Origin of the sequence: Bosea sp. 685, from assembly GCF_031884435.1 — a bacterium.
Lineage (GTDB): Bacteria > Pseudomonadota > Alphaproteobacteria > Rhizobiales > Beijerinckiaceae > Allobosea.
In genome coordinates, this window is record NZ_CP134779.1 from 5,108,593 (window position 1) to 5,132,686 (window position 24,094).

At 66.6% G+C, this 24,094-nt stretch carries 20 protein-coding genes and 1 pseudogene; 5 read left to right on the plus strand and 16 right to left on the minus strand.

Translation table 11 applies throughout. The features are described 5' to 3' along the window. Position 1 precedes the first annotated feature (1 nt). The 10 genes and pseudogenes from RMR04_RS25060 to RMR04_RS25105 all read right to left on the minus strand — a co-directional run bounded on the left by RMR04_RS25060 (position 2) and on the right by RMR04_RS25105 (position 10,583). Entirely contained in the window at positions 2-1,030 is a 1,029-nt protein-coding gene (locus tag RMR04_RS25060) for an ABC transporter substrate-binding protein (RefSeq protein ID WP_311911187.1), read from the minus strand. Between the two features lie 47 nt (positions 1,031-1,077). After that, entirely contained in the window at positions 1,078-1,392 is a 315-nt protein-coding gene (locus RMR04_RS25065) for an NIPSNAP family protein (RefSeq protein WP_311911188.1), read from the minus strand. A 14-nt stretch (positions 1,393-1,406) separates the two neighbouring features. Beyond that, positions 1,407-2,876, minus strand: a complete 1,470-nt coding sequence (locus RMR04_RS25070; protein WP_311915938.1) for an aldehyde dehydrogenase — start codon at positions 2,874-2,876, stop codon at positions 1,407-1,409. An 18-nt stretch (positions 2,877-2,894) separates the two neighbouring features. Next, on the minus strand, positions 2,895-3,932 hold the full coding sequence (locus RMR04_RS25075) for an LLM class flavin-dependent oxidoreductase (RefSeq protein WP_311911189.1): 1,038 nt from the start codon (positions 3,930-3,932) through the stop codon (positions 2,895-2,897). 15 nt (positions 3,933-3,947) lie between these two features. Continuing rightward, complete coding sequence (locus RMR04_RS25080) at positions 3,948-5,747, minus strand: alpha/beta fold hydrolase (protein WP_311911190.1); 1,800 nt, start codon at positions 5,745-5,747, stop codon at positions 3,948-3,950. Continuing rightward, the gene (locus RMR04_RS25085) at positions 5,740-6,327 is read right to left on the minus strand and encodes an amino acid synthesis family protein (RefSeq protein WP_311911191.1); all 588 of its coding nucleotides are present in this window, start codon (positions 6,325-6,327) and stop codon (positions 5,740-5,742) included. The genes RMR04_RS25080 and RMR04_RS25085 overlap by 8 nt, the downstream gene beginning before the upstream one ends. 270 nt (positions 6,328-6,597) lie before the next feature. Next, positions 6,598-7,412, minus strand: a pseudogene (locus RMR04_RS25090) (ABC transporter permease). After that, entirely contained in the window at positions 7,409-8,242 is an 834-nt protein-coding gene (locus tag RMR04_RS25095) for an ABC transporter permease (RefSeq protein ID WP_311911192.1), read from the minus strand. The pseudogene RMR04_RS25090 and the gene RMR04_RS25095 overlap by 4 nt, the downstream one beginning before the upstream one ends. Positions 8,243-8,307: 65 nt before the next feature. Beyond that, positions 8,308-9,438, minus strand: coding sequence for an ABC transporter substrate-binding protein (locus RMR04_RS25100; protein ID WP_311911193.1), 1,131 nt, complete (start codon positions 9,436-9,438; stop codon positions 8,308-8,310). A 29-nt stretch (positions 9,439-9,467) separates the two neighbouring features. Beyond that, positions 9,468-10,583, minus strand: coding sequence for an ABC transporter ATP-binding protein (locus RMR04_RS25105; RefSeq protein ID WP_311911194.1), 1,116 nt, complete (start codon positions 10,581-10,583; stop codon positions 9,468-9,470). Between the two features lie 123 nt (positions 10,584-10,706). Between RMR04_RS25105 and RMR04_RS25110 the strand changes: the two genes are divergently transcribed. Further along, entirely contained in the window at positions 10,707-11,216 is a 510-nt protein-coding gene (locus RMR04_RS25110; RefSeq protein ID WP_311911195.1) for a 2'-5' RNA ligase family protein, read from the plus strand. A 13-nt stretch (positions 11,217-11,229) separates the two neighbouring features. Here RMR04_RS25110 and RMR04_RS25115 read toward each other — a convergent pair whose 3' ends face one another. From RMR04_RS25115 to RMR04_RS25140, 6 genes are all read right to left on the minus strand, one after another. Next, the gene (locus RMR04_RS25115; protein WP_410492287.1) at positions 11,230-12,249 is read right to left on the minus strand and encodes an ABC transporter ATP-binding protein; all 1,020 of its coding nucleotides are present in this window, start codon (positions 12,247-12,249) and stop codon (positions 11,230-11,232) included. Positions 12,250-12,290: 41 nt separating this feature from the next. Next, entirely contained in the window at positions 12,291-14,519 is a 2,229-nt protein-coding gene (locus tag RMR04_RS25120) for an ABC transporter permease (protein WP_311911197.1), read from the minus strand. Between the two features lie 30 nt (positions 14,520-14,549). Next, positions 14,550-15,590 carry an ABC transporter substrate-binding protein gene (locus RMR04_RS25125; protein ID WP_311911198.1) on the minus strand — a complete coding sequence of 347 codons (1,041 nt, stop codon included), beginning with the start codon at positions 15,588-15,590 and terminating at the stop codon, positions 14,550-14,552. 93 nt (positions 15,591-15,683) lie between these two features. Then, positions 15,684-16,466, minus strand: a complete 783-nt coding sequence (locus tag RMR04_RS25130; RefSeq protein WP_311911199.1) for an inositol monophosphatase family protein — start codon at positions 16,464-16,466, stop codon at positions 15,684-15,686. Positions 16,467-16,468: 2 nt separating this feature from the next. Next, positions 16,469-17,476, minus strand: coding sequence for an inositol 2-dehydrogenase (gene iolG / locus RMR04_RS25135; RefSeq protein ID WP_311911200.1), 1,008 nt, complete (start codon positions 17,474-17,476; stop codon positions 16,469-16,471). 55 nt (positions 17,477-17,531) lie between these two features. After that, positions 17,532-18,281, minus strand: a complete 750-nt coding sequence (locus tag RMR04_RS25140; protein ID WP_311915939.1) for an SDR family oxidoreductase — start codon at positions 18,279-18,281, stop codon at positions 17,532-17,534. Positions 18,282-18,451: 170 nt separating this feature from the next. On the opposite strand from RMR04_RS25140, the gene RMR04_RS25145 reads away from it, so the two are divergent. The 4 genes from RMR04_RS25145 (at position 18,452) to iolE (ending at position 24,084) form a co-directional block, all read left to right on the plus strand. Next, the gene (locus RMR04_RS25145; protein ID WP_311911201.1) at positions 18,452-19,315 is read left to right on the plus strand and encodes a MurR/RpiR family transcriptional regulator; all 864 of its coding nucleotides are present in this window, start codon (positions 18,452-18,454) and stop codon (positions 19,313-19,315) included. A gap of 15 nt (positions 19,316-19,330) precedes the next feature. Next, a complete protein-coding gene (locus RMR04_RS25150; protein WP_311911202.1) occupies positions 19,331-21,244 on the plus strand; it encodes a bifunctional 5-dehydro-2-deoxygluconokinase/5-dehydro-2-deoxyphosphogluconate aldolase in 1,914 nt (637 codons plus the stop codon). Positions 21,245-21,255: 11 nt separating this feature from the next. Next, positions 21,256-23,094 carry a 3D-(3,5/4)-trihydroxycyclohexane-1,2-dione acylhydrolase (decyclizing) gene (gene iolD, locus RMR04_RS25155; protein WP_311911203.1) on the plus strand — a complete coding sequence of 613 codons (1,839 nt, stop codon included), beginning with the start codon at positions 21,256-21,258 and terminating at the stop codon, positions 23,092-23,094. Positions 23,095-23,184: 90 nt separating this feature from the next. Further along, positions 23,185-24,084 carry a myo-inosose-2 dehydratase gene (iolE, locus tag RMR04_RS25160; protein WP_311911204.1) on the plus strand — a complete coding sequence of 300 codons (900 nt, stop codon included), beginning with the start codon at positions 23,185-23,187 and terminating at the stop codon, positions 24,082-24,084. Positions 24,085-24,094: the final 10 nt, after the last annotated feature.

Here is a 24,094-nt window from a genome sequence, read left to right on the forward strand (position 1 = left end):
CTTACTTGGCCTGCCACTCGTACCAGCGCTTGCCGATCTCGTCCCGATTGGCGGCCCAATAGGCCATGTCGAGATTGATCTGCGAGGTGGTGAACTTGTCAGGCAGGGTCGCGGCCACCTTAGGGTCCATCAGCGCCGCCGATTTGAGGTTCGTCGGGGCGTAGCCGGTCTTGACCGCCATATCGGCCTGGCCCTGCGCCGAGCTCGCCGCCGCGAGGAACTTCATCGCCGCCGCCTTGTTCTTGGCGCCCTTGGGAATGACGAGCACGTCGGCCGCCGTCAGGTTCTCTTCCCAGGACAGGCCGACCTGCGGGTTCTCGGCCTGGATGGCGAAGATCCGGCCGTTCCAGAACATGCCGAGCGGGGCTTCGCCCGAGGCCAGGAGCTGCTGCGACTGTGCGCCGCCGCTCCACCAGACGATATTCGGCTTGATGGTGTCGAGCTTCTTGAAGGCGCGGTCGAGATCGAGCGGGTAGAGCTTGTCCGGCTTGACGCCGTCTGCCAGCAGCGCGATCTCGAGGACGCCCGGCGCCGACCATTTGTAGAAGGTGCGCTTGCCCGGGAAAGCCTTGGTGTCGAACAGGTCGGCCCAGACCTTGGGCTCCTTGCCGCCGAGCTTGGCCTTGTTGAAGCCGAGCACGAAGGAATAATAGAAACTGCCGACATGGTGGGCGGAGCTGAAGCGGGGATCGAGCTCGCCGCTCCCAGTCAAGGCCGGATCGAGCGGCTCGAGCAGGCCGGCCTTGGCAGCCGCAACCGCAAAATCGCCTTCGACGTCGACGACATCCCAGGCCACATTGCCGCTCTCGACCATAGCTTTGAACTTGCCGTAGTCCGTCGGCCCATCCTGCTTGACGGCAATGCCCGATGACGCGGTGAAGGGTTCGGCCCAGGCCTTCTTCTGAGCCTCCTGGGTGGTGCCGCCCCAGCTCGTGAACACCATGCTGTCCTGCGCGGAGGCAGATCCTACTCCCGACAGTGCCGCGCTGATCGCGAGCATGCTCGCGGCAATGAGTGTGCAAGCCTTCATGTTCATTCCCCTGTTTTGTTTGGTTGTTCGGCAGGCGTCGTGGCGTCCTATTTCAGCGGCGAGAACGGCGCTGATTTCAGGATCTGGTTCTCCATGGTTTCGATGAGCGACTGGATCTTCGGGAGAAAGGCCTGCCAGCGTGGGTCGGCGGCAAGCGCTGCGCGGCGCGCCTCGCGATCATCGAGGCTGGCATAGGCCCAGACATGCACGATCTGGTTCAGCGGCCCGATCTCGGAGAAAAAGTAGCCGACGAGCGCGCCGAGATGGCTCTTCTGGACGGCGATGCCTTCGTCCTCGACGAGCTTCAGATAGGCCGGCACTGTCCCGGTCTTCAGGCGGTAGGTCCGCATTTCGTAGATCATCGCAGCCCCTCCCCTCAGCGCATCACGAAGGGGTCGGGGACCGGATCGTCGGAGGTGCGGATCCAGACCGATTTCGTGCGCGTGTAGTCGCGCACCGATTCCGAGCCGCCCTCGCGCCCGAGGCCGGACTGGCCGTAACCGCCAAAGGGCACGATCGGCGAGACCGCCCGATAGGTATTGACCCAGACGATGCCCGCCCGCAGGCGGCGCGTGACGCGATGCGCCCGGGTGAGGCTCGTGGTGAAGACGCCCGACGCCAGCCCGAACCGCGTATCGTTCGCGAGTGCAATCGCCTCCTCCTCGCTGTCGAAAGAGAGGACGCTGAGCACCGGGCCGAAGAGCTCTTCAGCGACGCAAGGAACGGTGTTGTCCGCCGCCGAGACGATGGTCGGGGCGAAGAACCAGCCCGCCTCACGGCCGACTGGGCGCCCGCCGCCGCACATCACCCGCGCCCCAGCGGCGACGCTACGGGCAAGGTTGTCCTCGATATGCGCGCGCTGGCGCGCGGTCGCGAGCGGGCCCATCTCCGTCGCTTCATCCTGCGGGTCGCCAATGCGGATCTTCGCTGCCTTGCTGGCGAGGATGGCGACCAGGCGATCATGCGCCGGGCGCTCGACATAAAGCCTCGAGCCAGCGACGCAGCTCTGGCCGGTCGCCGCGAAGATGCCGGCAATGATGGCGTTGGAGACGCTGTCGAGATCAGCATCAGCGAAGACCAGGACGGGCGATTTGCCGCCAAGCTCCAGCGTCACATGTGCCAGGTTCTCCGCCGTGTTGCGCACCACCTGGCGCGCTGTCGCCGGCCCGCCGGTGAAGGCGACGCGCGCCACCTTCGGATGGCTCGTCAGAGCGCGCCCGGCGGGCTCGCCGAAGCCGGTGACGATATTGACGACGCCTTTGGGAAAGCCCGCCGCATCGATCAACCGGGCGAATTCGAGCAGCGGCGCTGGCCCATCCTCGGAGGCCTTCAGCACGACGGTGCAGCCGGCCGCAAGCGCGGGCCCAAGCTTCACGGCGGACAGAAAGAGCTGCGAGTTCCACGGCACGATCGCGGCGACGACGCCGATCGGCTCGCGACGCAGGAAAACCTCCATATCCGGTTTGTCGATCGGCAGATGCGCGCCTTCGATCTTGTCGGCAAGGCCACCGAAATAGCGGTAGTAATCGGCGACGTAGCCGATCTGCGCGCGCGTCTCGCGAATGATCTTGCCGGTGTCGCGCGTCTCCAGCTCGGCCAGGCGCCCCGCATGCTGGGCGACGAGATCGCCGAGCTTCATCAGCAGCTTGCCGCGCTGGGTCGCGGTCAGCCCGGCCCAGGCCGGGTCATGGAAGGCGCGGTCCGCCGCCTCGACGGCGCGATTGATCTCGGCCTCCCCCGCCGCCGGCATCAGCGCCCAGGCTGTGCCGGTCGCCGGGTCGAGGCTCTCAAAAGCCTCCGCCGCATCGACGAAGGCGCCGTCGATATAGAGCTGGAACCGCGGCAGGGTCATCGACGCTCTCCGTCAGAGAAAGGCCGGCAAGACATGCCGGATGAAGAGATCGAGCGACTTCTTCTTACGCGCATGCGGCAGGCCGCTATCGATCCAGATCGAGAACTGGTCGAAGCCGAGCGCCTCATAGGCCTTCAGCCGCGCGATCACGGCGTCGGGCTCGCCGATGACGAGGTTCTTGGCAACAGCTTCCGGCCGATAGGCGGGCAGCATCGCCGCGCGCTCCTCGGCATCGAGCGGCGCCATGATGCCCTGCCGGATCGGGCGCTTGTTCTGGAACCAGGCGCCGAACAGGGCGTAGAAATCGCTCAGCGCTTGCGACAATTCCTCGGTCTCAGCCGGGCTGTCGGAGACGAAGGTGTGCTGCAGCAGCATGATCTTTGGGCGCTTGACCTCGGGATGGTTGGCGACGGCGGCCTCGAAGCGCCCCATCAGGGTCGCCACCTCGCCATCGCCCGAGGCGAGCGGCGTCACCTGGACGTTGCAGCCATTCGCGACTGCGAAATCATGGCTGTTGGGGTCGCGCGCCGCGATCCAGACCGGCAGTTCCGCCTGCACCGGCTTGGGCGAAGAGGTCGTCTCGGGGAAGGACCAGCACTCGCCCTGATGGGCATAGTCGCCCGCCCACAGCTTCTTCACCGCCGGTACGAGCTCGCGCATGCGCTGGCCCGCGCCCCAGGCATCCAGGCCCGGGACAAGGCGCTCGTACTCAAAGGAATAGGCCCCGCGCGCAATACCGAGGTCGAGGCGCCCATTCGTCGCGACATCGGTCAGCGCCGCCTCGCCCGCGAGCTTGATCGGGTGCCAGAACGGCGCCACCACATTGCCGGTGCCAAGCCGAATGCGCGTCGTCTTCGCCGCGAGATAGGCGAGCTGGACGAAGGGATTCGGCGCGATGGTGAACTCCATCCCGTGATGCTCGCCGATCCAGGCCGTCTCGAAACCGGCCGCCTCGCTGATCAGGACGAGCTCCTCCAGCTCCTCGAAGAGCTCGCGATGCGACTTGGCTGGGTCGGCCCGCTCCATATGGACGAAAAGGGAGAATTTCATCGCGCCGCCTTTCGTCTAGACCGATTGCGCCAACGGCTTGGTCGGTGATTTTGCCAGCGTCTGGACCGTGCCGCTCTCGGTGTCGCCGACATAGACGCCGAAGCTGTCCTCGCTGCGCTCACGGACATAGCGGCGCAGCATCGAGCGGATCGCCTCATCGCGGAGCCGGTCCCACGGAATCTCGTCGAACGGCACGAGACGCGCCGCCCCCGACGGCTCCGGCATCTCCAGAAGCCTGCCGCGATAATAGATCGAGGTCGCGCCCGGCGCCTCGCGATCCTCGAACACGGCGAAGAGGAAGCCGAGATCGGCCTTGATGCCGAGATGATTCATGCGCCCGGACAGGCTCGCCGGATCGCCGCCCGCACCGAGCGAGGCGCCTTCCGGCAGCTCGAGCCGCCCGCCCTCGCCCGCGACGAACAGGATCGCGCGCTCATGCTCCAGGATCGCGCCGACGCGCATCCGGCCGCCCTTCGCGGAGAAGCTGTCGAGCGACAGGCCGAACGCCACATGCGCGCCCCGGCAATAGCCGAGCGGATTGGCCGGCGCATGGTCGAAGCCCATCACCTCGCCAATGAGGATAACGTGGTCGCCGGCCTCGATCAGCTGATGCTGCCGGCAATCGAACCAGGCTGCGACGTCGTTCAGGATCGGGCTGCCCACCGGGCCCTTGCGCCAGGCGGTCCTGGCGAATTTGTCGGCGCTCCTGGTCGCGAACAGATTGGAGATATCGGCCTGGCTCTCGGCCAGGATATTCACCGAGAAATGGCCGGCTTTCGAGAAGACCGGGCAGCTCGATGCCGTCTTGGCGATGCAGACCAGGACCAGCGGCGGGTCGAGCGAAACAGAGGTGAAGGAGTTGGCGGTGAAGCCACGCGGCTCGCCATCTTCCTGGAGCGTCGCCACCACGGTGACGCCGGTCAGGAAGCTGCCGAGCGCCTTGCGGAAGGCGCCCTTGTCGAAAGCGGCGGGCTCCGCAGGCCCCGCGGCCCGCGCCGCCTCGGCCTGCGCGACGAAGGCAAGCAGCCGCCGGTTGATCTCTCCGGGCGCGGTCAGGCTCATCATATGGCGCTCGCCGGGCACGATCTCGGCCCGGCTGCCGGACGCAAGCCGCGCCATCGCCAGGGACATCTCGGGGGTCGAGTTGGGGTCACCTTCGCCGGTAATGAACAGGGCCGGCACGGTAAGCCCGGCAAGACGCTCGCGATGGGCCGCATCCGAGGTCGCAAACAGGCGGTAGGTCCGCGCATAGCCGACCGGATCGACCGCATCGAGAAGCGCATGCACCGTCGCCGCCGCACGGCTCCACGAGGCCGGGACGGGGTCTCCGAACCAGCGCATGATCGTGGCGGCCCAAGCAGGGGGAGCGGCCGCGTCCTCGAGCGCCGCGAGGCGCTGCGCGATCGCCTCGCGCTGCTCCGGCGTGCGGCAGAAGGTGGCGTTCATCGCCGTCACGCTCGCCAGCCGCGATGGGTGCGACAAGGCGAATTCCAGCGAGACCAGCGCGCCCATGGAATGGCCGACGAGATGCACCTTCCGAAGGCCGAGGCCGTCGATGAGCGCGAGCAACGCGTCGGCGTAGTCGGAAAGCCGCGCATCCGCCGGCGGCAGGCTGGAGCCGCCATGGCCGAGCATGTCGACGGCGACGACATCGTAGCGCTTCGACAATTCCTCGATCTGGTCCGCCCAGACCGATGCCTGCATGCCGACGCCATGTACGAGAAGGACGGGCGCACCCCTGCCGCGCCGGACGAAGGCCGCCCGCGCGGGGGCTCCCGTCCGGTCCTGGTAGGAGATTGCGCCCCGCTCAGACATCCGTGCCGCCCAGATCCTTGAGATCCTGGTAGCGGTCGCCGATGCGATGATGCGGCCGTCCGCCGATGGAGGCACCGAGCGCCACCACGATCTCGTCGGGAGCGGGCGCGTCGAGAATGCCGAACTGGATCGTGAGGTAATGCGAGCGCATGCCCTCATCGGCCTTGTGCATCAGCGGGATGACCACCGGGCAATTCGGCCCGCCGCGCGTATTGGTGAAGCTCAGATAGCTCTTCGCGCCGACGGCCTTGCGGAAATGATTGCCGAAGCGGAGCGTGTGGATCAGCGCCGAAGCGTGCTCGATTTCGCCGGAGGTGCCGACGATCGCGGCCTTGCCGTAGCCTTCGACCGCCTCGCCGCCGCCAGTCATCCGCAGGATCTCGGCCGTCAATCGCTCGCCCAGAACCGGCGCGACGGCGTGGATCTCGGGCTTCAGATCCTCGACGAAACCGCGGCCCGCCCAGGGATTGCGCAGAACTGCTGCCGCCGCGAACAGGCGCAGCGGCCGCGCAGCCTCACGGCCGCCCTCGATGAAAGTGTCCTCCGTGAAGGTGACGATCTTGCGCAGTTCCAAGCCCACTTCCCTCTCCTCTCAAGCGACCCGCCTCGAGAATGAGATTATGGTATGCCATATTATTGCTCCGTCAAGAGACCTGGATGAAGAGCTGTTGTCTTGGCTGGAAAACGCGCCGTCATCCCGGGCTTCGCGCAGCGACGCCCCGAATCCATCGTAGAGCGACGAGCCCTCCGATGGATCCGGGACGCCCTTCGGGCGCCCGGGATGATGGGATGTGGTTCCAGATCAGGACGGCCCGCTTAGACGCGGGGCGCGGCATCCACGGCCGCGCTGTCAGGCGCCGACCTTGGCCAGCACATCGGCGCGCAGGAAGCGCTCGATGAACAGCATGAACAGCACGGAGGGAACGAGCAGGATCAGCGCCGTGATCGAGGCGACCTGATAATTGCCGCCCATCGCCGCGTTGTAGAGCAGGAGCGGCAGCGTCGTGACCTGCGGCACGCCGACGAAGAAGGTGCCGGTGAACTCGTCGAGCGACTCCAGGAAGACGAAGATGCCGCTGGCGATGATGCCGGGCGCAGCCAAGGGCAGCGTTACCGTGAAGAAGGCGCGCAAGGGCGAGGCGCCGATATTGCGGGCGGCAAGTTCGAGATCCTTGTCGACCGCCGCGAAAGCCGCCGCCGCAATCCAGACGGAATAGACCAGGCCATGGGCGGCATGGACGAGAACGACGGCGAAGACCGTGCCGTTGATGCCGATCTGGTAGAACACCCGCGCGACATTGATGTAGATCGCGACCGAGGAAAAGCCTGCGGCAGCAGGAACATCACCATGAACAGCGCCCGCATCGGCAGCTTCAAGCGCGCCAGCGCATAGCCCGCCGGGATCGACAGAGCGAGCGCGACGACGACCGTCAGCACGGCGATCCAGACCGAGGTGCCGAGCGAGGCCATCGCGTCGCCGGTCGGGCGGAAGACCTGCTCCCAATAGCGCGTGCCATAGGTCACCGGCAGCTTGAACGGCGTGTACCAGCGCTCGGCGACCGACCAGAGCGCGAGATTGGCCAATGGGCCGATCAGCACGAAGGCGAAGGCGGCGAGCAGCGCGGCAGCAAGCGTCGCCCGGGCGGTCGAGGCGAGACGGATCATGGCGCCGCCTCCTTCGACAGGCCGCGCTTGAGGTAGAGGATCGCGGCGCCTGCGCTGATCAGATAGGTGATGACGCCAAGCGCATTCGCCGTGGCGTAGTCACCGTAGGAGTTGATGCGGAAGGCCATGTCGACCGTCAGCATGGTCGGCTGCGAGCCCGCGACCATCATCGGCACGGAGAGCACCGAGAGCATCGTCACGAAGGACAGCACGAGCGCGACGAGCAGCGTCGGCATCACCTGCGGCAGCGCCAGCTCGATGAGCACGCGAACACGCGAGGCGCCGAGATTGCGGCCGGCCTCCAGCGTCGCCCGGTCGATCGAGGCAAGCGCGCCGGCGAGCAGCAGCGCGACGAAAGGGGTCTGCTTCCAGACGAAGGTCGCGATGATGCCGCGCCAGTCGAGATAGCTCACGGCGCTCAGCGGCTCCATCAAGCCTAGCGAGACGAAGGTGTTGTTCATCAGCCCGTTCTTGGCGAGGAAGGTGCGCATGCACTGCGCCGCGACGATGAAGGGGATGAAGAGCGGCCAGCGATAGAGCGCCTTGAGCGTGCCGACGATCCAGGGATTCTCGCCCAATGTCAGCGTGCCGGCGATGACGATCGCGGCAAGCGCGGTCAGCCCGCAGGACGCCAGCACGATCACCACCGTAAAGACGATGTCGGTCGAATACAGCTCATAGGCCTTGGCGAACCAGTCCAGCGTCAGCGAGCCGTCCGGCTTGGTGAAGGCCGAGATCAGCGAGAAGCCGAGCGGGTAGAGAAACAGCGCAGCGACCAGGAGAAGGCCGGGCGCGATGAGGATCAGCGCCAGTTGGCGTTGGGAGAGCATGGACAGGCGCCGATCGCGAGGACGGGCGGCCCGGCGTCAAGCCGGGCCGGTGGTGGACTCGACCGTCAGTTCGAGACCTTCTTCTCGTAGCCTTCGAGGATGTCGTTGAAGTAGGGCGCGATCGGGAAGGCCTTGGCGTTCTTCGAGAGGTCGCTCGGGGTGATGTCGGTGAAGAGCTTGTTCCAGGCCGCCTGGTCGAGCTTGCCCTCGAGGTTCTTGGCATCGATGCCCGGATACCAGTTGAACTTCTTGACGATGCCGTCCGCCTGCACCTGCGGGCTGGTGGCGAGCGCGATGAACTCCTCGGCGAGCTTGCGGTTGGCGGTCTTCTCCGGCACCGCATAATACATCGGCTGTCCCGGCATGCCCGGAGAAGCGAGCTTGAGCTTCATGTTCGGCGGCAGCTTGCCGTCGGCCTGCCAGGAATAGAACATGTCGACCCAGACCGGCCCCATCGCGATCTCGCCGCGGTTGAGCATGTCGAGCGTGCCGGCATTGCCCGGCGTGATGACGACCGACTTGTTGAACTCCTTGAGATCGGCGAGAGCGCCGTCCCAGGACGCCTTCACGGCCGGATCATAGGGGCCCTTGATCAGCTTGTCGGCGTCGCCGCCGAAGGCGTAGACCCAGCCGGCGACGAAGGCGACGCCGGACATGCCGCCCTTGATGCCGTTATAGCCGAACTGCTTTGGGTTCTTCTTGGCCCAGTCGCGCAGCTCCACGAAGGTGTTCGGCGGGGATTTGAGCAGATCGGCATTATAGGCGAGCGCGGTCTGCGACTGGAACATCGGGATGACGAAGCCCGAGACGTCGGCGCCGAGCGCGTTCTTCGCGGATTCGCTGGAGACGAGTTTCGCCGTGTCGACCTTGTCGGTGTATTTGGCGAGCAGGCCTTCCTTCACCATCGTGCCGGCGGCCTTCTGGTGGATGACGACGACATCGAAATCGGTCGTCGTCGCGCTCTTCTGCGCGTCGAGCTTCTCATAGATCTTCTGCGAGCCGGAATCGCCGGCGCCGGTACCGACGGAAACCACCTTCACGCCGGGATGGGACTTTTCGAACATCGGCCCGAGATAGTCCTTCACGTAGTCGACCATGTTCTGGTCGCCGGCAGTGGCGACGTTCAGGGTCTGGGCGGCGAGCGGTGATGCCGCCATCAGCGCCGCGAGCGAACAGGCAATGGAGAGGAAGCGCATGGGTCTGACTCCTGGGTGGGTCGATTTGGTCAGGCGGCGATCGTCCCGGCCTCGGATGCCGGGAAGATGTGGAGGCGCTGCAGCGGGATGCGCAGGCCAACTTTGGTTCCGAGTTCGTGGCGGTCGGCGTCGTCGACCGTGATCTGGCGGCCTGCCGCCTCGACCCGGTAGCGATAGACGCCGCCTGGATAGGCGCGCGCGGCGATCAGTCCCGGCACGATCAGATCGTCGACCGAGGTCGCGTCGCTGGCGTCAAGCCGCGCGACGTCGTCGCGAAAATAGGCGACAGCGTCACCGGCGGGCACAGTGTTGGACGGCCCCGCTGCGATGTGGGCAGTCGCGTCACCAGCACTGAGAGATGCGCCCTGCTCGGAGCGCTCGACGCGCAGCGGCAGGACGTTCTCGGCGCCCATGAAATTGGCGACGAAGGCGGTCGCCGGGTGGTCATAGACCTCCTCGGGCGTGCCGACCTGCGCGATCCTGCCCGCCTGCATGATGACGAGCCGGTCGGCCATGGTCATGGCCTCCTCGCGATCATGCGTGACATGGACGGCGGTCAGGCCCAGACGCTGCTGGATCGCCCGGATCTCATGGCGCATCGTCATGCGGATCTTGGCGTCGAGATTGGATAATGGCTCGTCGAGCAGCAGGATGCCCGGATCGATGGCGAGCGCCCGGCCGAGCGCGACGCGCTGGCGCTGGCCGCCCGAGAGCGCCGTGACCTTGCGGCTCTCATAGCCGGCAAGGCCGAGGAATTCGAGCATGGCGGCGACCTTGGTCGCGATCTGCGCCTTCGAGGCGCCGCGCAGCTTCAAGCCGTAGCCGATGTTCTGCAGCACGGTCATATGCGGCCATAGCGCATAGGACTGGAACACCATCGCCATGCCGCGCTTCTCCGGTGGCAGCGCGGCGACATCCTTGCCGCCGACGATGATCGAGCCGGATTCGACCGGCACGAAGCCGCTCAGCGAGCGCAAAAGCGTGGTCTTGCCGCAGCCCGACGAGCCGAGGAGCGCGGTGAAGCTGCCGGGCGTGAAATCGAGGCTGACGCCGTGCAGCACCCGCGTGCCGCCATAGGCGACGTGAAGGTCGCGCACGGCGATGGCCGCGCCGCTTTGCGGCCCGTGCTGCAATTCCGTTGGCAAAACGCCGTCTCCCTTGCCGCGATCTTTTTCAGAATGATTGGAACGTCTCTTCCAATTTCTGATACGCTTGGAATAAATATAACGCCCGTCTCCGGCCGTGTGCAATAGGTTTGTGAACCTCTGATGACACCCCTGATCCACTCCATCTGGCTGCTGCCGAAAACCGATGACGAGACGCTGCTGACGGAGGTGGTTACGGAGCTGTCGCGCCGCTTCGACACACCGCTCTTCGCGCCGCATCTGACGGTGAAGGGCGACACCGACCTGCCCATAGCAACGCTCGAAGCCGCGATCGCGGAAGCGGCCGGCGCGGTTGCGAGCTTTGCGGAAGAGATCGCCGCGATCGAGACGAGCGAAGCCTATTTCCGCTCGTTCTATGCGCGCTTCGCGGTCAGCGCACCGCTGGCGCAGCTGAAACAGCGATTGGACGTGCAGGCGGCAGAGGCCTTCATACCGCATGTCTCGCTGCTCTACGGCCCGGTCGCGCCAGAGCTGAAGGCCGCAGTGGCAGATGAGGTCGGGCGGAGGCTGAAAGGGCGAGCCATCAGCTTCGACCGGCTCTGCGTGGTGCGTTCGGGCCAGGATATCCCGATCGCCGATTGGCGCGTGATCGCGACCGCGCGGCTGGGCTGATCGCTCGGCTGGCTCAGCCCGGCGGGATCAGCGTCACGCCCGAATTCGCGAAGCTGAGCTTCACCGGCGCGCCCTCGGCCAGCATCGGGCGGGCGCCGTACTGCACCACGAAGAGATCGGCGGCCTCGGTCTGGACGATGATGTCGAGGTGGTTGCCGAGATAGGTGCATTTGCGGATCGTGCCGGGCAGCCCCTCGCCCGTCGCCTCCGACAGGATCAGGCTCTCCGGCCGTACCGCGATCCGGGCCGGCCCCGGCCCAAGCCCACGCGCCGGCAAGGAGACGCTGGCCGAGCCGATCGCGACATCGGCGCGCCCCGCCGCGACGGAGCGGATCGTCACGTCGATCAGATTGGCGTCGCCGATGAAATCGGCGACGAAGGCATTGGCCGGCTCCTCATAGAGTTCGCGCGGCGCGCCTTCCTGCGCGATGCGCGAATTCGACATCACGATGATGCGGTCGGAAACGGCAAGCGCCTCCTCCTGATCATGGGTGACATAGGCGACCGTCAGGTTGAGACTCTGCTGCAATTCGCGGATCTCCTCGCGGACCCGGCGGCGCAGTTTCGCGTCGAGATTGGAGAGCGGCTCGTCGAAGAGCAGCACCTGCGGCTCCAGCACCAATGCGCGCGCCACCGCGACGCGCTGCTGCTGCCCGCCGGAGAGCTCGGACGGATAGCGGTTCTCGAAACCTTTCAGGCCGACAAGTGCAAGCTTCGACAGCGCCATCTCGCGTGCCACATCCTTGCCCAGCCCCTTCACGGTCGGGCCATAGGCGGCATTCTCCAGCACGCTCATATGCGGAAACAGCGCATAGGATTGGAACACCATGCTGACGTCGCGATCGGCGGCCGAAAGCCGCGTCACATCCTTGCCGCCGATCAGGATCTGACCGGCGCTGGCGATCTCGAGCCCGGCGATCATGCGTAGCGTCGTGGTCTTGCCGCAGCCGGAGGGGCCGAGCAGGGTGACGAGCTTGCCGGCCTCGATGGCGAAGCTGACATCGTCGACGGCCGTCACCGCGCCATAGCGCATGCTGACATTGCGGAACTCGACGGATGCGGGGCCGGCCTTCGTCAACTTGCTGCTCCTTGACTGATGGGATCGGAGACCGAGCCGGAGAGTGCGACGACCTTGTGCCGGCCGACTTTGCGCCGGCCGAGCTTGCGTTCGCCGACGCCGAGCTGGATCAGCCCGATGCCGGCGGCCATGACCACGATCAGCACCGAGGAATAGGCGATGGCGAGGCCAAACTCACCGGCCTCGACCCGGCCGACGATATAGGCGGTGGCAAGGTTGTACTCGGCCGAGACCAGGAAGATCACCGCGCTGACGGCGGTCATGCTGCGTACGAAGCTGTAGACCAGCGCCGCAACCAGCGCCGGGCGAAGCAGCGGCAGCACGACGCGCCAGAGCGTGGTGAAGCTGCGGGCGCGCAGCGTCGTCGAGGCCTCGTCCAGGCTCTTGTCGATCTGCGACAGGCCCGCGATGCCCGAGCGCACGCCGACCGGCATGTTGCGGAAGACAAAGGCGATGATCAGGATCAGCCCGGTGCCGGTGATCTCGATCGGCGGCACGTTGAAGGCCAGGATATAGGCGACGCCGAGCACCGTGCCGGGAATGGCGAAGGAGAGCATCGTCGCGAATTCCAGGGTGCCGCGCCCGCTGAATTTCTGCCGCGTCAGCAGATAGGCGGTGAGCAGGCCGATCAGCGCCGTCAGCGGCGCCGAGATCGCCGCGACCTTCAGCGTCGTGAAGAAGGAGTTCCAGGCCGCGCCCTCGAAGAAGATCCCGCGACTGAAATCGATCGCGAAGCCGGTGCGGTAATGCTCCAGCGTCGGCGTGTAGTCGCGGCCCATCGTCTTGACGAAGCCGCCAACGAGGATGACGAGATAGATCACCAGCGTGAGCGCCACCCAGGGCGCGACGGCCAGCCCCGCAAGCCAGGTCACCCGGCGCGGCAACGGCGTCGGCAGGCCGGCATCGCCCTTGCCCGTCACGGTCGTGTAGGATTTGCCGCCGAGCCAGCCCTGCTGCAGCCAGAAGGCGCCGAGCGTGAAGGCAAGCAGCACCATGGCGAGCACCGCCGCCTGGCCCTGATTATAGGCCGCGCCGACGACAGCAAAGAAGATCTTGGTCGAGAGCACCTCGAAATTGCCGCCAAGCACCAGCGGATTGCCGAAATCGGCCATGCTCTCGACAAAGCCGAGCAGGAAAGCGTTGGCGATGCCGGGTCGCAGCAATGGCCAGGTCACAGTCGAGAAGGTCTGCCAGCGGCCGGCCCCCAATGTCTGCGACGCCTCCTCCAGGCTCGGGCTGATGCCCTGGACCACGCCGATCAGGACGAGGAAGGCGATCGGCGCGAAGGCGAGAACCTGCGCCAGCAGCACGCCGGGCAAACCGTAGATCCAACGCGAGCGCGGAATCCCGAACCAGTCCGCCATGATCCCGGTGAAGAAGCCGGAACGGCCGAAGAGCAGGATCAGCGCGAGCCCGATCACGAAGGGCGGCGTGATGATCGGCAGCACCGTCAGCGCCCGCATCAGGCGCTTGCCGGGCATCGCCGTGCGCTGGAGCAGCAGCGCGCAGGCAAGACCGAGCAGGGTCGTGATCACCCCGGTCAGCACGGCCAGGATCAGCGTGTTCCAGGCAACGCCGCAACTGGTGCCGCCGGAGACGCAGCCGAGCCCCCAGATCGTGGCGCTGAAGAACCTGTCGGAGAAGGCCGAGAGCGCGACATGGCCGTTCTGATCGACCAGCGCGCTCTTCAGGATGACCATGACGGGCCAGAAGATGAACAGCCCGATCAGCAAGACGACGATGCCGATGGCCGAGGTGGTGAACAGGTCGCCCCGGCAATAGCCGCGATAGGCCAGGCCATGGCAGGTCAGGAGCAGCAGCGAGAGCACCGTCAGGAAGGCGCCGCCGCCCATGCCGCCCTGCGCGACGTCCGCGCCGAACAATGCCGTGGCCCAGCCGGCGGCCGAGCCCTTGAGGACAATGCCGAAGCCCTGCAGGAAGAACACCGCTAGCCCCGCAGCGCCGGCCACGACGAGGACACGCGCCACCTTGCCGGAATCAGCGCCGCGGCAGAACGCCGTTGCCACCAGGAGGGCCGCCCCGATCGGCAGCAGCCAGGGCGCTTCCCCGGACAAAGCGAGCGCGAGCGCGCTGCCCGCCTTGCCGAGCGGATAGCCGGAGAGCCAGCCGAACTGCACCAGGCTCATGCCCTCGGGCAGATACCAGGGCAGCGCGGCATAGCCGAGCCAGCCGATCAGGAGCACGAGTTGCGTGGCGCGGCGCATGTCAGCCGTCTCCGCCCGAGGGCCCGTCGCCTACTTCGGCAGCGCCTTGACCTCGCGGTCCCATTTGGCGAGCAATCGCGTGCGCTCGGCCGAGGAGCCGTATTTGACGAAGTCGTAGTCGATCAGCTTCATCTCCGACATCTTCGGCGATTGCGGCGGCACCGGCGCATTCTTGTTCGACGGCACCTGATAGGATTTCGCCGGTCCGGCGAGCCCCTGCGCGGCGGGCGTCAGCGCCCAGTCGTAGAACTTCTTGGCGTTGTCGAGATTGCGCGCGCCCTTGACGATCGACATCGAGCCGATCTCGTAGCCCGTGCCCTCGCAGGGCGCGACCGGCTTGATCGGATCGCCCTGCACCGCGAAGACGACGGCGTCGTGGATGAAGACGATGCCGACGGCGGTCTCGCCCAGGCTCGTCGCCTTGGCCGGCGCGGCGCCCGATTTGGTGTACTGATTGATGTTCTTGTGCAGGGCCTTGAGATAGGCGAAGGCCTTGTCCTCGCCCATCAGCTGCACCACCGTCGCGAGCAGGTTATAGGCGGTGCCCGACGAGTTGGGGTCGGCGACCTGGACGTCGTCCTTGAGCTTGGGGTCGAGCAGATCGGCCCAGCATTTCGGCTCGGCCATGCCCTTGGACTTGATCTGCTGGGTGTTGAAGCCGAAGCCGAGCGCACCGGCATAGACGCCGATCGAGCGCTGCTTGGCGGCCTTCCATTGCGAGATCGCCCAGTCGTTCAGGTCCTTGTTGGCGGGCGACTCATATTCCTGCGTCAGCCCCTCCTCGGCCGCCTGGAGATGCGGATCGCCAGTGCCACCCCACCAGATATCGCCACGCGGATTGGCCGATTCCGCCTTGAGCTGGGCATAGATCTCGCCCGCCGATTTGCGCGTCATCGCAACCTTGATGCCGGTCTCCTTCTCGAAGGCGGTCGACATGGCGCGGCACCACTCCTCCTGCACGCCGCAATACATCACCAGCGCGCCTTGCGCCTTCGCTGGAGAGGTTGCCAATGGCGAAGCGGCGGCAACAGCGGCGAACACTCCGGCGGCAAGCCAGGATTGGGTCTTCATGGTCGTCCTCCCTGGTCGAACGTTTCGTTCGTTGTTTTGTCGTTGGCTAAACTCTGACGGCTTTCGCGCAAAGATCAACGGATCAGTTGCTGGCTAAGAGATTCCCGTGATCTCCCTCAGCGCGTCGGCCAGCGCCGGCGTGCTGCACAGGATCGGGTTGCCTTTGGCGATGGCGTCCCCCGAGAAGAAATCATTGAGCACGGCACCGGCTTCGCCCGCGATGACGACACCCGCGGCAACGTCCCAGGCATTGATGTGCAATTCGACATAGGCCTCGGTGCGGCCATTCGCGACATGGCAAAGCCCGAGCGCGCCGGAGCCGGAGCGCTTGACCGATGCGCCGGCCGCCAGGCCGCGCCCGATCATGGCGAGATAATCGGCCGCGGGAATGCGCGTCGACCAGCCCATCTCGATATAGGCTCGCGTGATGTCACTCGCCCCCGAAACCCGGATCGGCTGGCCGTTCATGGTCGCGCCGCGTCCGCGCCGGCCGAGATAGACCTCGTCCAGCGCCGGAGCCGCGATGATGCCGATCTCCGGTACGCCTTGGCGCAGGAAGCCGATCGAGATGCACCAGTTGCGGTCGCCACGTGCGAAATTCGAGGTGCCGTCGATCGGGTCGATGATCCAGACTGCGTCGGAATTCTCGCCGCCGCCCTCTTCGCCGATGACGGCATCCGACGGGAACAGCACGCCGAGGCGCTGGCGCAGAAAATCCTCGACCGCGCCATCGGCGACGGTGAGCCAGTCCTGCGCGCCCTTCATGGTGACGCCGAGGCTGTCGCGCTTGCGGAAATAGTCGAGCGCCATCCGGCTCGCCTCGGTGACGAGGCCGAGCACGGCATATTGGCGAAGGTCGAGTTCGGCCGGCGACATGGTCAATTCGCCTCCAGCGCGACAGTGACAGGCTTGCCCGTGCGCGCCGACTCCGTGGCGGCATCGGCCAGGATCTGCGCCTTGAGGCCGTCGAGACCCGACGGCCTTGCCGCCGTTCCGCCCCGGCAGGCAGCGATGAAGGCCTCGAGCTCGGCGCGATAGGCGGCAGCATAGCGCTCGAGGAAGAAGTTCTGCACCGGGTCGGCACGGAAGCCGGCAACGGTCGCACTCTCGACCGTGGTCTCGTGGATATTGCCGGCGCGCAGCATGCCCTTGGAGCCATGCACCTCGATGCGCTGATCATAGCCATAGGTGGCGCGCCGAGAATTCGAGATCTGCGCGATCCGCCCCGAGGCGGTCTTCATCAGCACGGCAGCGGTGTCGACGTCGCCGGCCTGTCCGATCGCCGGATCGACCAGCGCCGAGCCCAGCGCGAAAACCTCGACCGGCTCCTCGGCCAGGAGGAAGCGGGCCATGTCGAAATCATGGATCATCATGTCGCGGAACAGCCCGCCCGAACGAGAGACATACTCGACCGGCGGCGGCGAGGGATCGCGCGAGATCACGCTGACGATCTCGATCGCGCCGGCCTCGCCTGCGCGCAGGCGGCGTTCGAGCGCTGCGAAGCTGGGGTCGAAGCGGCGGTTGAAGCCGATCATCAAGGGCTTGCCGGTCTGAGCGACGACCTTCAGGCAGCGGCGGATGCGCTGCGCATCGAGATCGACCGGCTTCTCGCAGAATACCGCCTTGCCGGCCGAGACGGCCGCTTCGATGAGATCGGCATGGGTGTCGGTCGGCGTGCAGATCAGAATGGCGTCGATGCTGGCATCGGCCAAAATGGCGTCGATGCCGGCAACATGCGCGCCCGTCACCGCCGCCAGCGCGGAGGCCGCCTCGTTCGAGGCATCGGCGACCGCGACCAACGCGGCATCGGCCCGCGCGGCGACGTTCAGCCCGTGAATGCGGCCGATCCGCCCGGCGCCCAGCAATCCAAATCGCATTGTCGTCATTGTCCTATGATCAAGCTTCGTGTCGTCGGGCTCGCATCAATCATGCGCGCCAAGATCAGTCGTGCGCTCCAAGAATCGTCTGGTCGAAATCGATGTTGGAGCCGGTCATCAGGCCCGATTCGCCCGACGCCAGATAGGCCACCGCCTTGGCGACTTCGCGCGGATCGATCAACCGGCCGAAGGGCTGCCCGCTTGCCGCCTTGTCGAGCCAGCCATCCCTTGCATCGTGGCGCAGCCGCATGATCGCGTCCTCGCCCGGTGTCGCCATCCAGCCGATATTGAGGCCGTTGACCCGGATGCGCTGCTCAAGCAGGCCGAAGGCGGCGTTCTTGGTCAAAGCGGCGAGCGCCGCCTTGGAAACGCTGTAGGCGGAGAGGAAAGGCTGACCGCCATGAGCCGACATCGACTGGATGTTGACGATCGCGCCTTCGATACCGAGCCGTGCCATCGCCTCCGCCGCCCGCTGGATCAGGAAGAACGGTGCGCGCAGATTCACCGCCATGATGCGCTCATAGAGCTCGGGCGTCGTGTCGAGGATCGTGCCGCGATCGGTGTCGCCTGCGGCATTGACCAGGATGTCGATGCGCCCGAAGGCGGCCTCGGCTGCCGGCACGATCGCCTTCACCGCGTCGAGATCGGCGAGATCAGCCTCATGAAAACGGACATCGCAGGCCGCGCCACGCAGCGACGCCGCCACGGCTTCGCCGCGCACCCGGTTGCGGCCGGTCAGCAGCAGGCCGGCGATGCCGCGCGCCGCGAATTCGCGCGCAATTGCCTCGCCCAGCCCCTGGCTGGCACCGGTCATGATGGCGACCTTGCCCGTCAGATCCCTGCTGAAGGCATCACGGTTGGGCACCTGGCGTTACGCTCCCATGCGCATCATTTTGATATGAGTGGATTGTTTTTCTCGTAGATTGGAATAAACATTCCGCCCGCCGGCTTACGAAGTCAAGGCCGCGCCCAAGCGGGAAACGCATGCCAGCCGAGCCACAGCCAGCCTCGCCGATCAAGGATTTTGACGGCTTCGTCGCGCTGCTGCGCCAGCGCCGACCGATGCTGCCGAAACGCCTGAAGCAGGTCGCCGACCACGCCCTCGCCCATCTCGACGATATGGCCTTCGGCTCGACGGCTCAGATCGCCGAACGCGCCGGCGTGCAGGCCTCGACCCTGGTGCGCTTCGCCCAGGCTCTCGACTATTCCGGCTTCAGCGAGATGCAGGAGGTCTTCCGCTCGCGCCTGCGTCGCCAGGTCGTCGACCATCGCGAGCGGCTGGCGGCGCTGCGCGGCACGCAAGCGGCGACAGGCGGTGCCGTGGCGCTACTGGAGGGCTTCGTCCATGCCAGCGAAACCTCGCTGACGCAGGTCAAGGCCGCGATCCGGCCTGCCGATCTCGAAGCCGCCGTGACCCTGCTGGCCGGAGCCCGGACGATCGTTCTGGTCGGCGCCAGACGCATGTTCCCGGTCGTCTCCTATCTCGCCTACGCCTTCGGCAAGCTCGGCATCCGCGCCGTGCTGGTCGACAATGTCGCGGGGCTGGGGCCCGAGCAGGCGGCGATCGCCGGTCCCGGCGACGTCGTGCTCGCGGTGAGCTACGCTCCCTATGCCGCCATGACCGTCGAGATCGCAGCAGCCGCGCATCAGCGCGGCGTGCCCGTGCTCGCCCTGACCGATAGCGCGCTCAGCCCGCTGGCCGAAAATTGCCGCCTCTGGCTCGAGGTCGCCGAGGCCGATTACGGCGCCTTCCGCTCGGTCGCCGCGACCTTCGCGGTGGCGATGACGCTGGCCGTCGCGACCGCCGAGAAATCCGGCCTCTCGGCCGACCCAGACCTCGATCGATAGAACCTAGGGCCTCACATGCCGACAGCCGCTTCCGACACGACGCTCGACGTCATCGCCATCGGCCGCTCCTCGGTCGATCTCTACGGCCAGCAGATCGGCGGCCGGCTGGAGGATATGGGGACCTTCGTCAAGGCTGTCGGCGGCTGCCCGACCAATATCGCCATCGGCACGGCCCGGCTCGGGCTGAAATCGGCGGTGATCACCCGCGTCGGCGACGAGCAGATGGGCCGCTTCATCCTCGAGCAGCTCGAACGCGAAGGCGTCGAGACGAAAGGTGTCGTCACCGATCCCAAGCGCCTGACCGCGCTGGTGATCCTGGGCGTGCGCGACGAGAAGACCTTTCCGCTGATCTTCTATCGCAGCGACTGCGCCGATGCGGCCCTGCATGAGAGCGAGATCAATGAGGCCTTCATCGCCTCGGCCAAGGCGATCGTCGTGACGGGAACGCATTTTGCCATTCCCGACGCCGCCGCCGCGCAGAAAAAGGCGATCCGCTTCGCCCGCAAGCATGGCCGCAAGGTCGTGTTCGATGTCGATTACCGGCCCAATCTCTGGGGCCTGGCAGGCCATGCCGCCGGCGAGGAACGCTATGTCCGTTCCGACACTGTGACGCGACACCTGCAGGAGATCCTGCCGGACTGCGACCTGATCGTCGGTACCGAAGAGGAGCTCCACGCCGCCGGCGGCTCCGAGGATACGCTCACCGCGATCCGCACGATCCGCAGCTTGAGCACTGCGACCATCGTCTGCAAGCGCGGGCCGATGGGCTGCGTGGTCTTCACTGGCGCGATCCCCGCCTCGATCGAGGACGGCATCAAGGGGCCGGGCTTCCCTGTCGAGGTCTATAATGTGCTGGGCGCCGGCGATGCCTTCATGTCCGGCTTCCTGCGCGGCTTTCTGCGGGATGAACCGATCGAGACCTGTTGCGCCTGGGCCAATGCCTGCGGCGCCTTCGCGGTCTCGCGACTGCTCTGCTCGCCGGAAAGCCCGACCTTCCCCGAGCTGCAATATTTCCTGAAGCACGGCTCGCAGCATCGCGCGCTGCGCCACGACGTCGAGATCAACCACATCCATTGGGCGACGACGCGCCGTCCCCAACCCGCCGGTATCATGGCGCTCGCCATCGACCATCGCGCCCAGCTGGAGGACATGGCCGACGCCGTGGGCGCACCGCGCGCACGCATCGCCGCCTTCAAGACGCTCGCGGTCGCTGCCGCCGCGCGTGTCGCGGCCGGGCGGCCCGGTTTCGGCATGCTGATCGACGGCAAACATGGCCGCGAAGCGCTGTTCCGGGCCGGCGACCACGGTTTCTGGATCGCGCGCCCGCTCGAACTGCCCGGCTCGCGACCGTTGGAGCTCGAGACGGACGCGACCGGCTCTTTGGGGGCGACGCTGGCGGAATGGCCGGTGGATCACATCGCCAAATGCCTGTGCTTCTACCACCCGGACGACCCCGCCGAGCTCAAGGCCGTGCAGGAGGCCGTGCTGAAGCGCGTCGCGCTGGCCTGCCGGCAGGTCGAGCGCGAATTGCTGGTCGAGATCATCGCCTCCAAGCACGGCCCGCTGCATGACGACGCCACGGCGCAAGTGATGGAACGGCTCTATGCCATCGGCATCCGGCCCGATTGGTGGAAGCTGGAAACCCAGCCCTCGCCTGCCGCCTGGCAAGCGATCGACGGCGTGATCGCGACGCACGATCCCTATTGCCGCGGCGTATTGCTGCTCGGGCTCGACGCGCCGGAGGAGACGATCAAGCAGGCCTTCCGGGGCTCGCGCGAGGCGGCCTCGGTCAAGGGCTTCGCGGTCGGGCGCACCATCTTCGGCGAGGTGGCGCGTGCATGGCTTTCGGGCGCGATCGACGATGAGGTCGCGACGACACGGATGGCGCAAAATTTCGGCACCTTGGTCGCAGCCTGGGAAAGCCGGTGAGGAGACAGCCGATGGCCACGATCAGGCTCACCATGGCGCAGGCGCTGGTCAAGGCGCTCGCCGCGCAGAAGACTGTGATCAATGGGCAGACCTTGCCGCTCTTCGCCGGTGTCTGGGCGATCTTCGGCCACGGCAATGTCGCGGGCCTCGGCGAGGCGCTCCATGGCGCGCGCGACACGTTGCCGACCTTCCGCGCCCATAACGAACAGGCGATGGCCCATGCCGCGATCGCCTTCGCCAAGGCCTCGCGGCGGCGCCGGATGATGGCGGTCACGAGCTCGATCGGCCCCGGCGCGACCAATATGGTCACCGCCGCCGCGGTCGCCCATGTCAACCGCCTGCCGCTGCTGCTCCTGCCGGGCGATGTCTTCGCCGGGCGCCGGCCCGACCCAGTGCTGCAGCAGATCGAGGATTTCGGCGACGGCACCGTCTCGGCCAATGACTGCTTCAAGCCGGTCTCGCGCTATTTCGACCGATTGACCCGGCCCGAGCAATTGATACCGGCCTTCGAGCGCGCCATGGCGGTTCTCACCGATCCAGCCGAATGCGGCCCGGTGACGCTTTGCCTGTGCCAGGATGTCCAGGCCGAGGCCTTTGATTATCCCGAAAGCTTCTTCGCCGAGCGCATCTGGACGCCGCGCCGCCAGCGGCCGGACGAGGCCGAGCTGGCTGAAGCGGCCGCGCTGCTCAAGGCCGCTCAAAAGCCCTTCGTCGTGGTCGGTGGCGGCGTGCTCTATGGCGAGGCGGAGGCCGAACTCGCCCGCTTCTGCGAGGCGCATGGGCTGCCGGCCGCCGAGACGCAGGCCGGCAAGAGCGCCCTGCCCTTCGACCATCGGCTCAATCTCGGCGCGATCGGTGTCACCGGGACAGGGGCGGCCAATGCCATGGCGGGAGAGGCCGATGTCGTGCTCGCCATCGGTACGCGCCTGCAGGACTTCACCACCGGCTCCTGGTCGCTCTTCGCCAACCCCGCTTGTCGCATCATCGGGCTGAACGTGCAGGCCTTCGACGCCGGCAAGCAGCGCGCCCAGCCGCTCGTCTGCGATGCCCGCGCCGGGCTCGCCGAGCTCGGTGCGACACTTGCAGGCCACCGCGCCCCCGATGCCTGGACGGCGCAGGCAAAGGCGGCGAAGACCGACTGGCTCACAACCGCCGCGCATTACACCGCCGCCGGCAACGCAGCGCTCCCAAGCGATGCGCAGGTCCTCGGCGCCGTACAGCGCTGGAGCAAGCCCTCCGATATTGTCGTCTGTGCCGCCGGCGGCTTGCCGGGCGAGCTGCACAAGCTCTGGCAGGCCGGCGCGCCCGGCGGCTACCATATGGAATATGGCTATTCCTGCATGGGCTACGAGATCGCTGGCGGGCTCGGCGTCAAGATGGCCGACCCCGCCCGCGAGGTCGTCGTCATGCTCGGCGACGGCTCCTATCTGATGATGAACTCCGAGATCGCGACCTCGGTGATGCTGGGGCTGAAGCTCACCATCGTCGTGCTCGATAATCGCGGGTTTGGCTGCATCAACCGGCTGCAGAACGCGACCGGCGGCGCTCCGTTCAACAATCTCCTGGCCGACAGCCGCCACGAGACGCTGCCAGCGATCGATTTCACTGCCCACGCCGCCTCGCTCGGTGCGGTCTCGCGCAAAGTGGCAAGCCTTGCCGAACTCGATGAGGCGCTACGCGAGAGCAGGGCACATGACCGCACCAGCGTCGTCGTGATCGACACCGACCCGATGATCTCGACCGATGCCGGCGGGCATTGGTGGGATGTCGCGGTGCCCGAGATTTCGACGCGGCCTGAGGTAGCCCAAGCCCGCAAACGCTATGACGACGCGCTCAAAGCGCGGCCATGATCGAATACCATCGTCATTGCGAGTGAAGCGAAGCAATGACCGGGAACCGTGCCTCTCTCTGATCACCTCGCAGATTACGGAACCAACGACATGCCTATCCGCATCGGCGCCAACCCCATCGGCTGGTCGAATGACGACCTGCAGGAGATCGGCGGCGCGACCTCGCTCGAGACCTGCCTGGATGAGGCCCGCGAGGCCGGTTTTGAGGGCATGGAACTCGGCCATAAATTCCCGCGCGAACCCGCAGCCCTCAAGGCCGCGCTCGCCCCCTTCGGCATGGCCTGCATCTCGGGCTGGTACTCTGCCGAATTGCTGCTGCGCGATGCCGATGAAGAGATGGCTCATCTGCGGCCGCATCTCGATCTGCTCAAGGCGATGGGCTCGAATGTCCTGGTCTTCGCCGAGACCTCGAACGCGATCCATGGCGACCGCGGCAAGCCGCTCTCGCAGCGGCCGGTGCTGGCAGCGGGCGACTGGGCTGAGTTCGGCCGGCGGATCACCGAGGTCGCCGAGCGCACCCTCGCTGAGGGCGTCCGGCTGGTCTACCACCATCATATGGGCACGATCGTCGAAAGCGAGGCCGATATCGACGCCTTCATGGCAGCAACCGGCGAGGCCGTGCATCTCCTGCTCGACACCGGCCATGCAAGCTGGGGCGGGGCCGACCCTGCGGCGCTCGCCGCGCGCTATCGCGACCGGATCAGCCATGTCCATGCCAAGGATGTGCGCAAAGGCGTGATGGAGCAGGCCGGGGCCGGCGACTGGAGCTTCCTCGATGCAGTCCTCGGCCAGGGCAGCGACCTCGGCGTCTACACGGTGCCTGGCGACGGCATGGTCAATTATCCCGCCGTCTTCCGCGCCCTGCCCGGCTATTCCGGCTGGGTCGTGGTCGAGGCCGAGCAAGACCCTGAGAAGGCCCATCCCCTGACCTATGCCAAGCGGGGCGTCGCCCATCTGAGGCTGAGCCTGAAGGAGGCCGGGCTCGCCTGAGCCGGAGCAC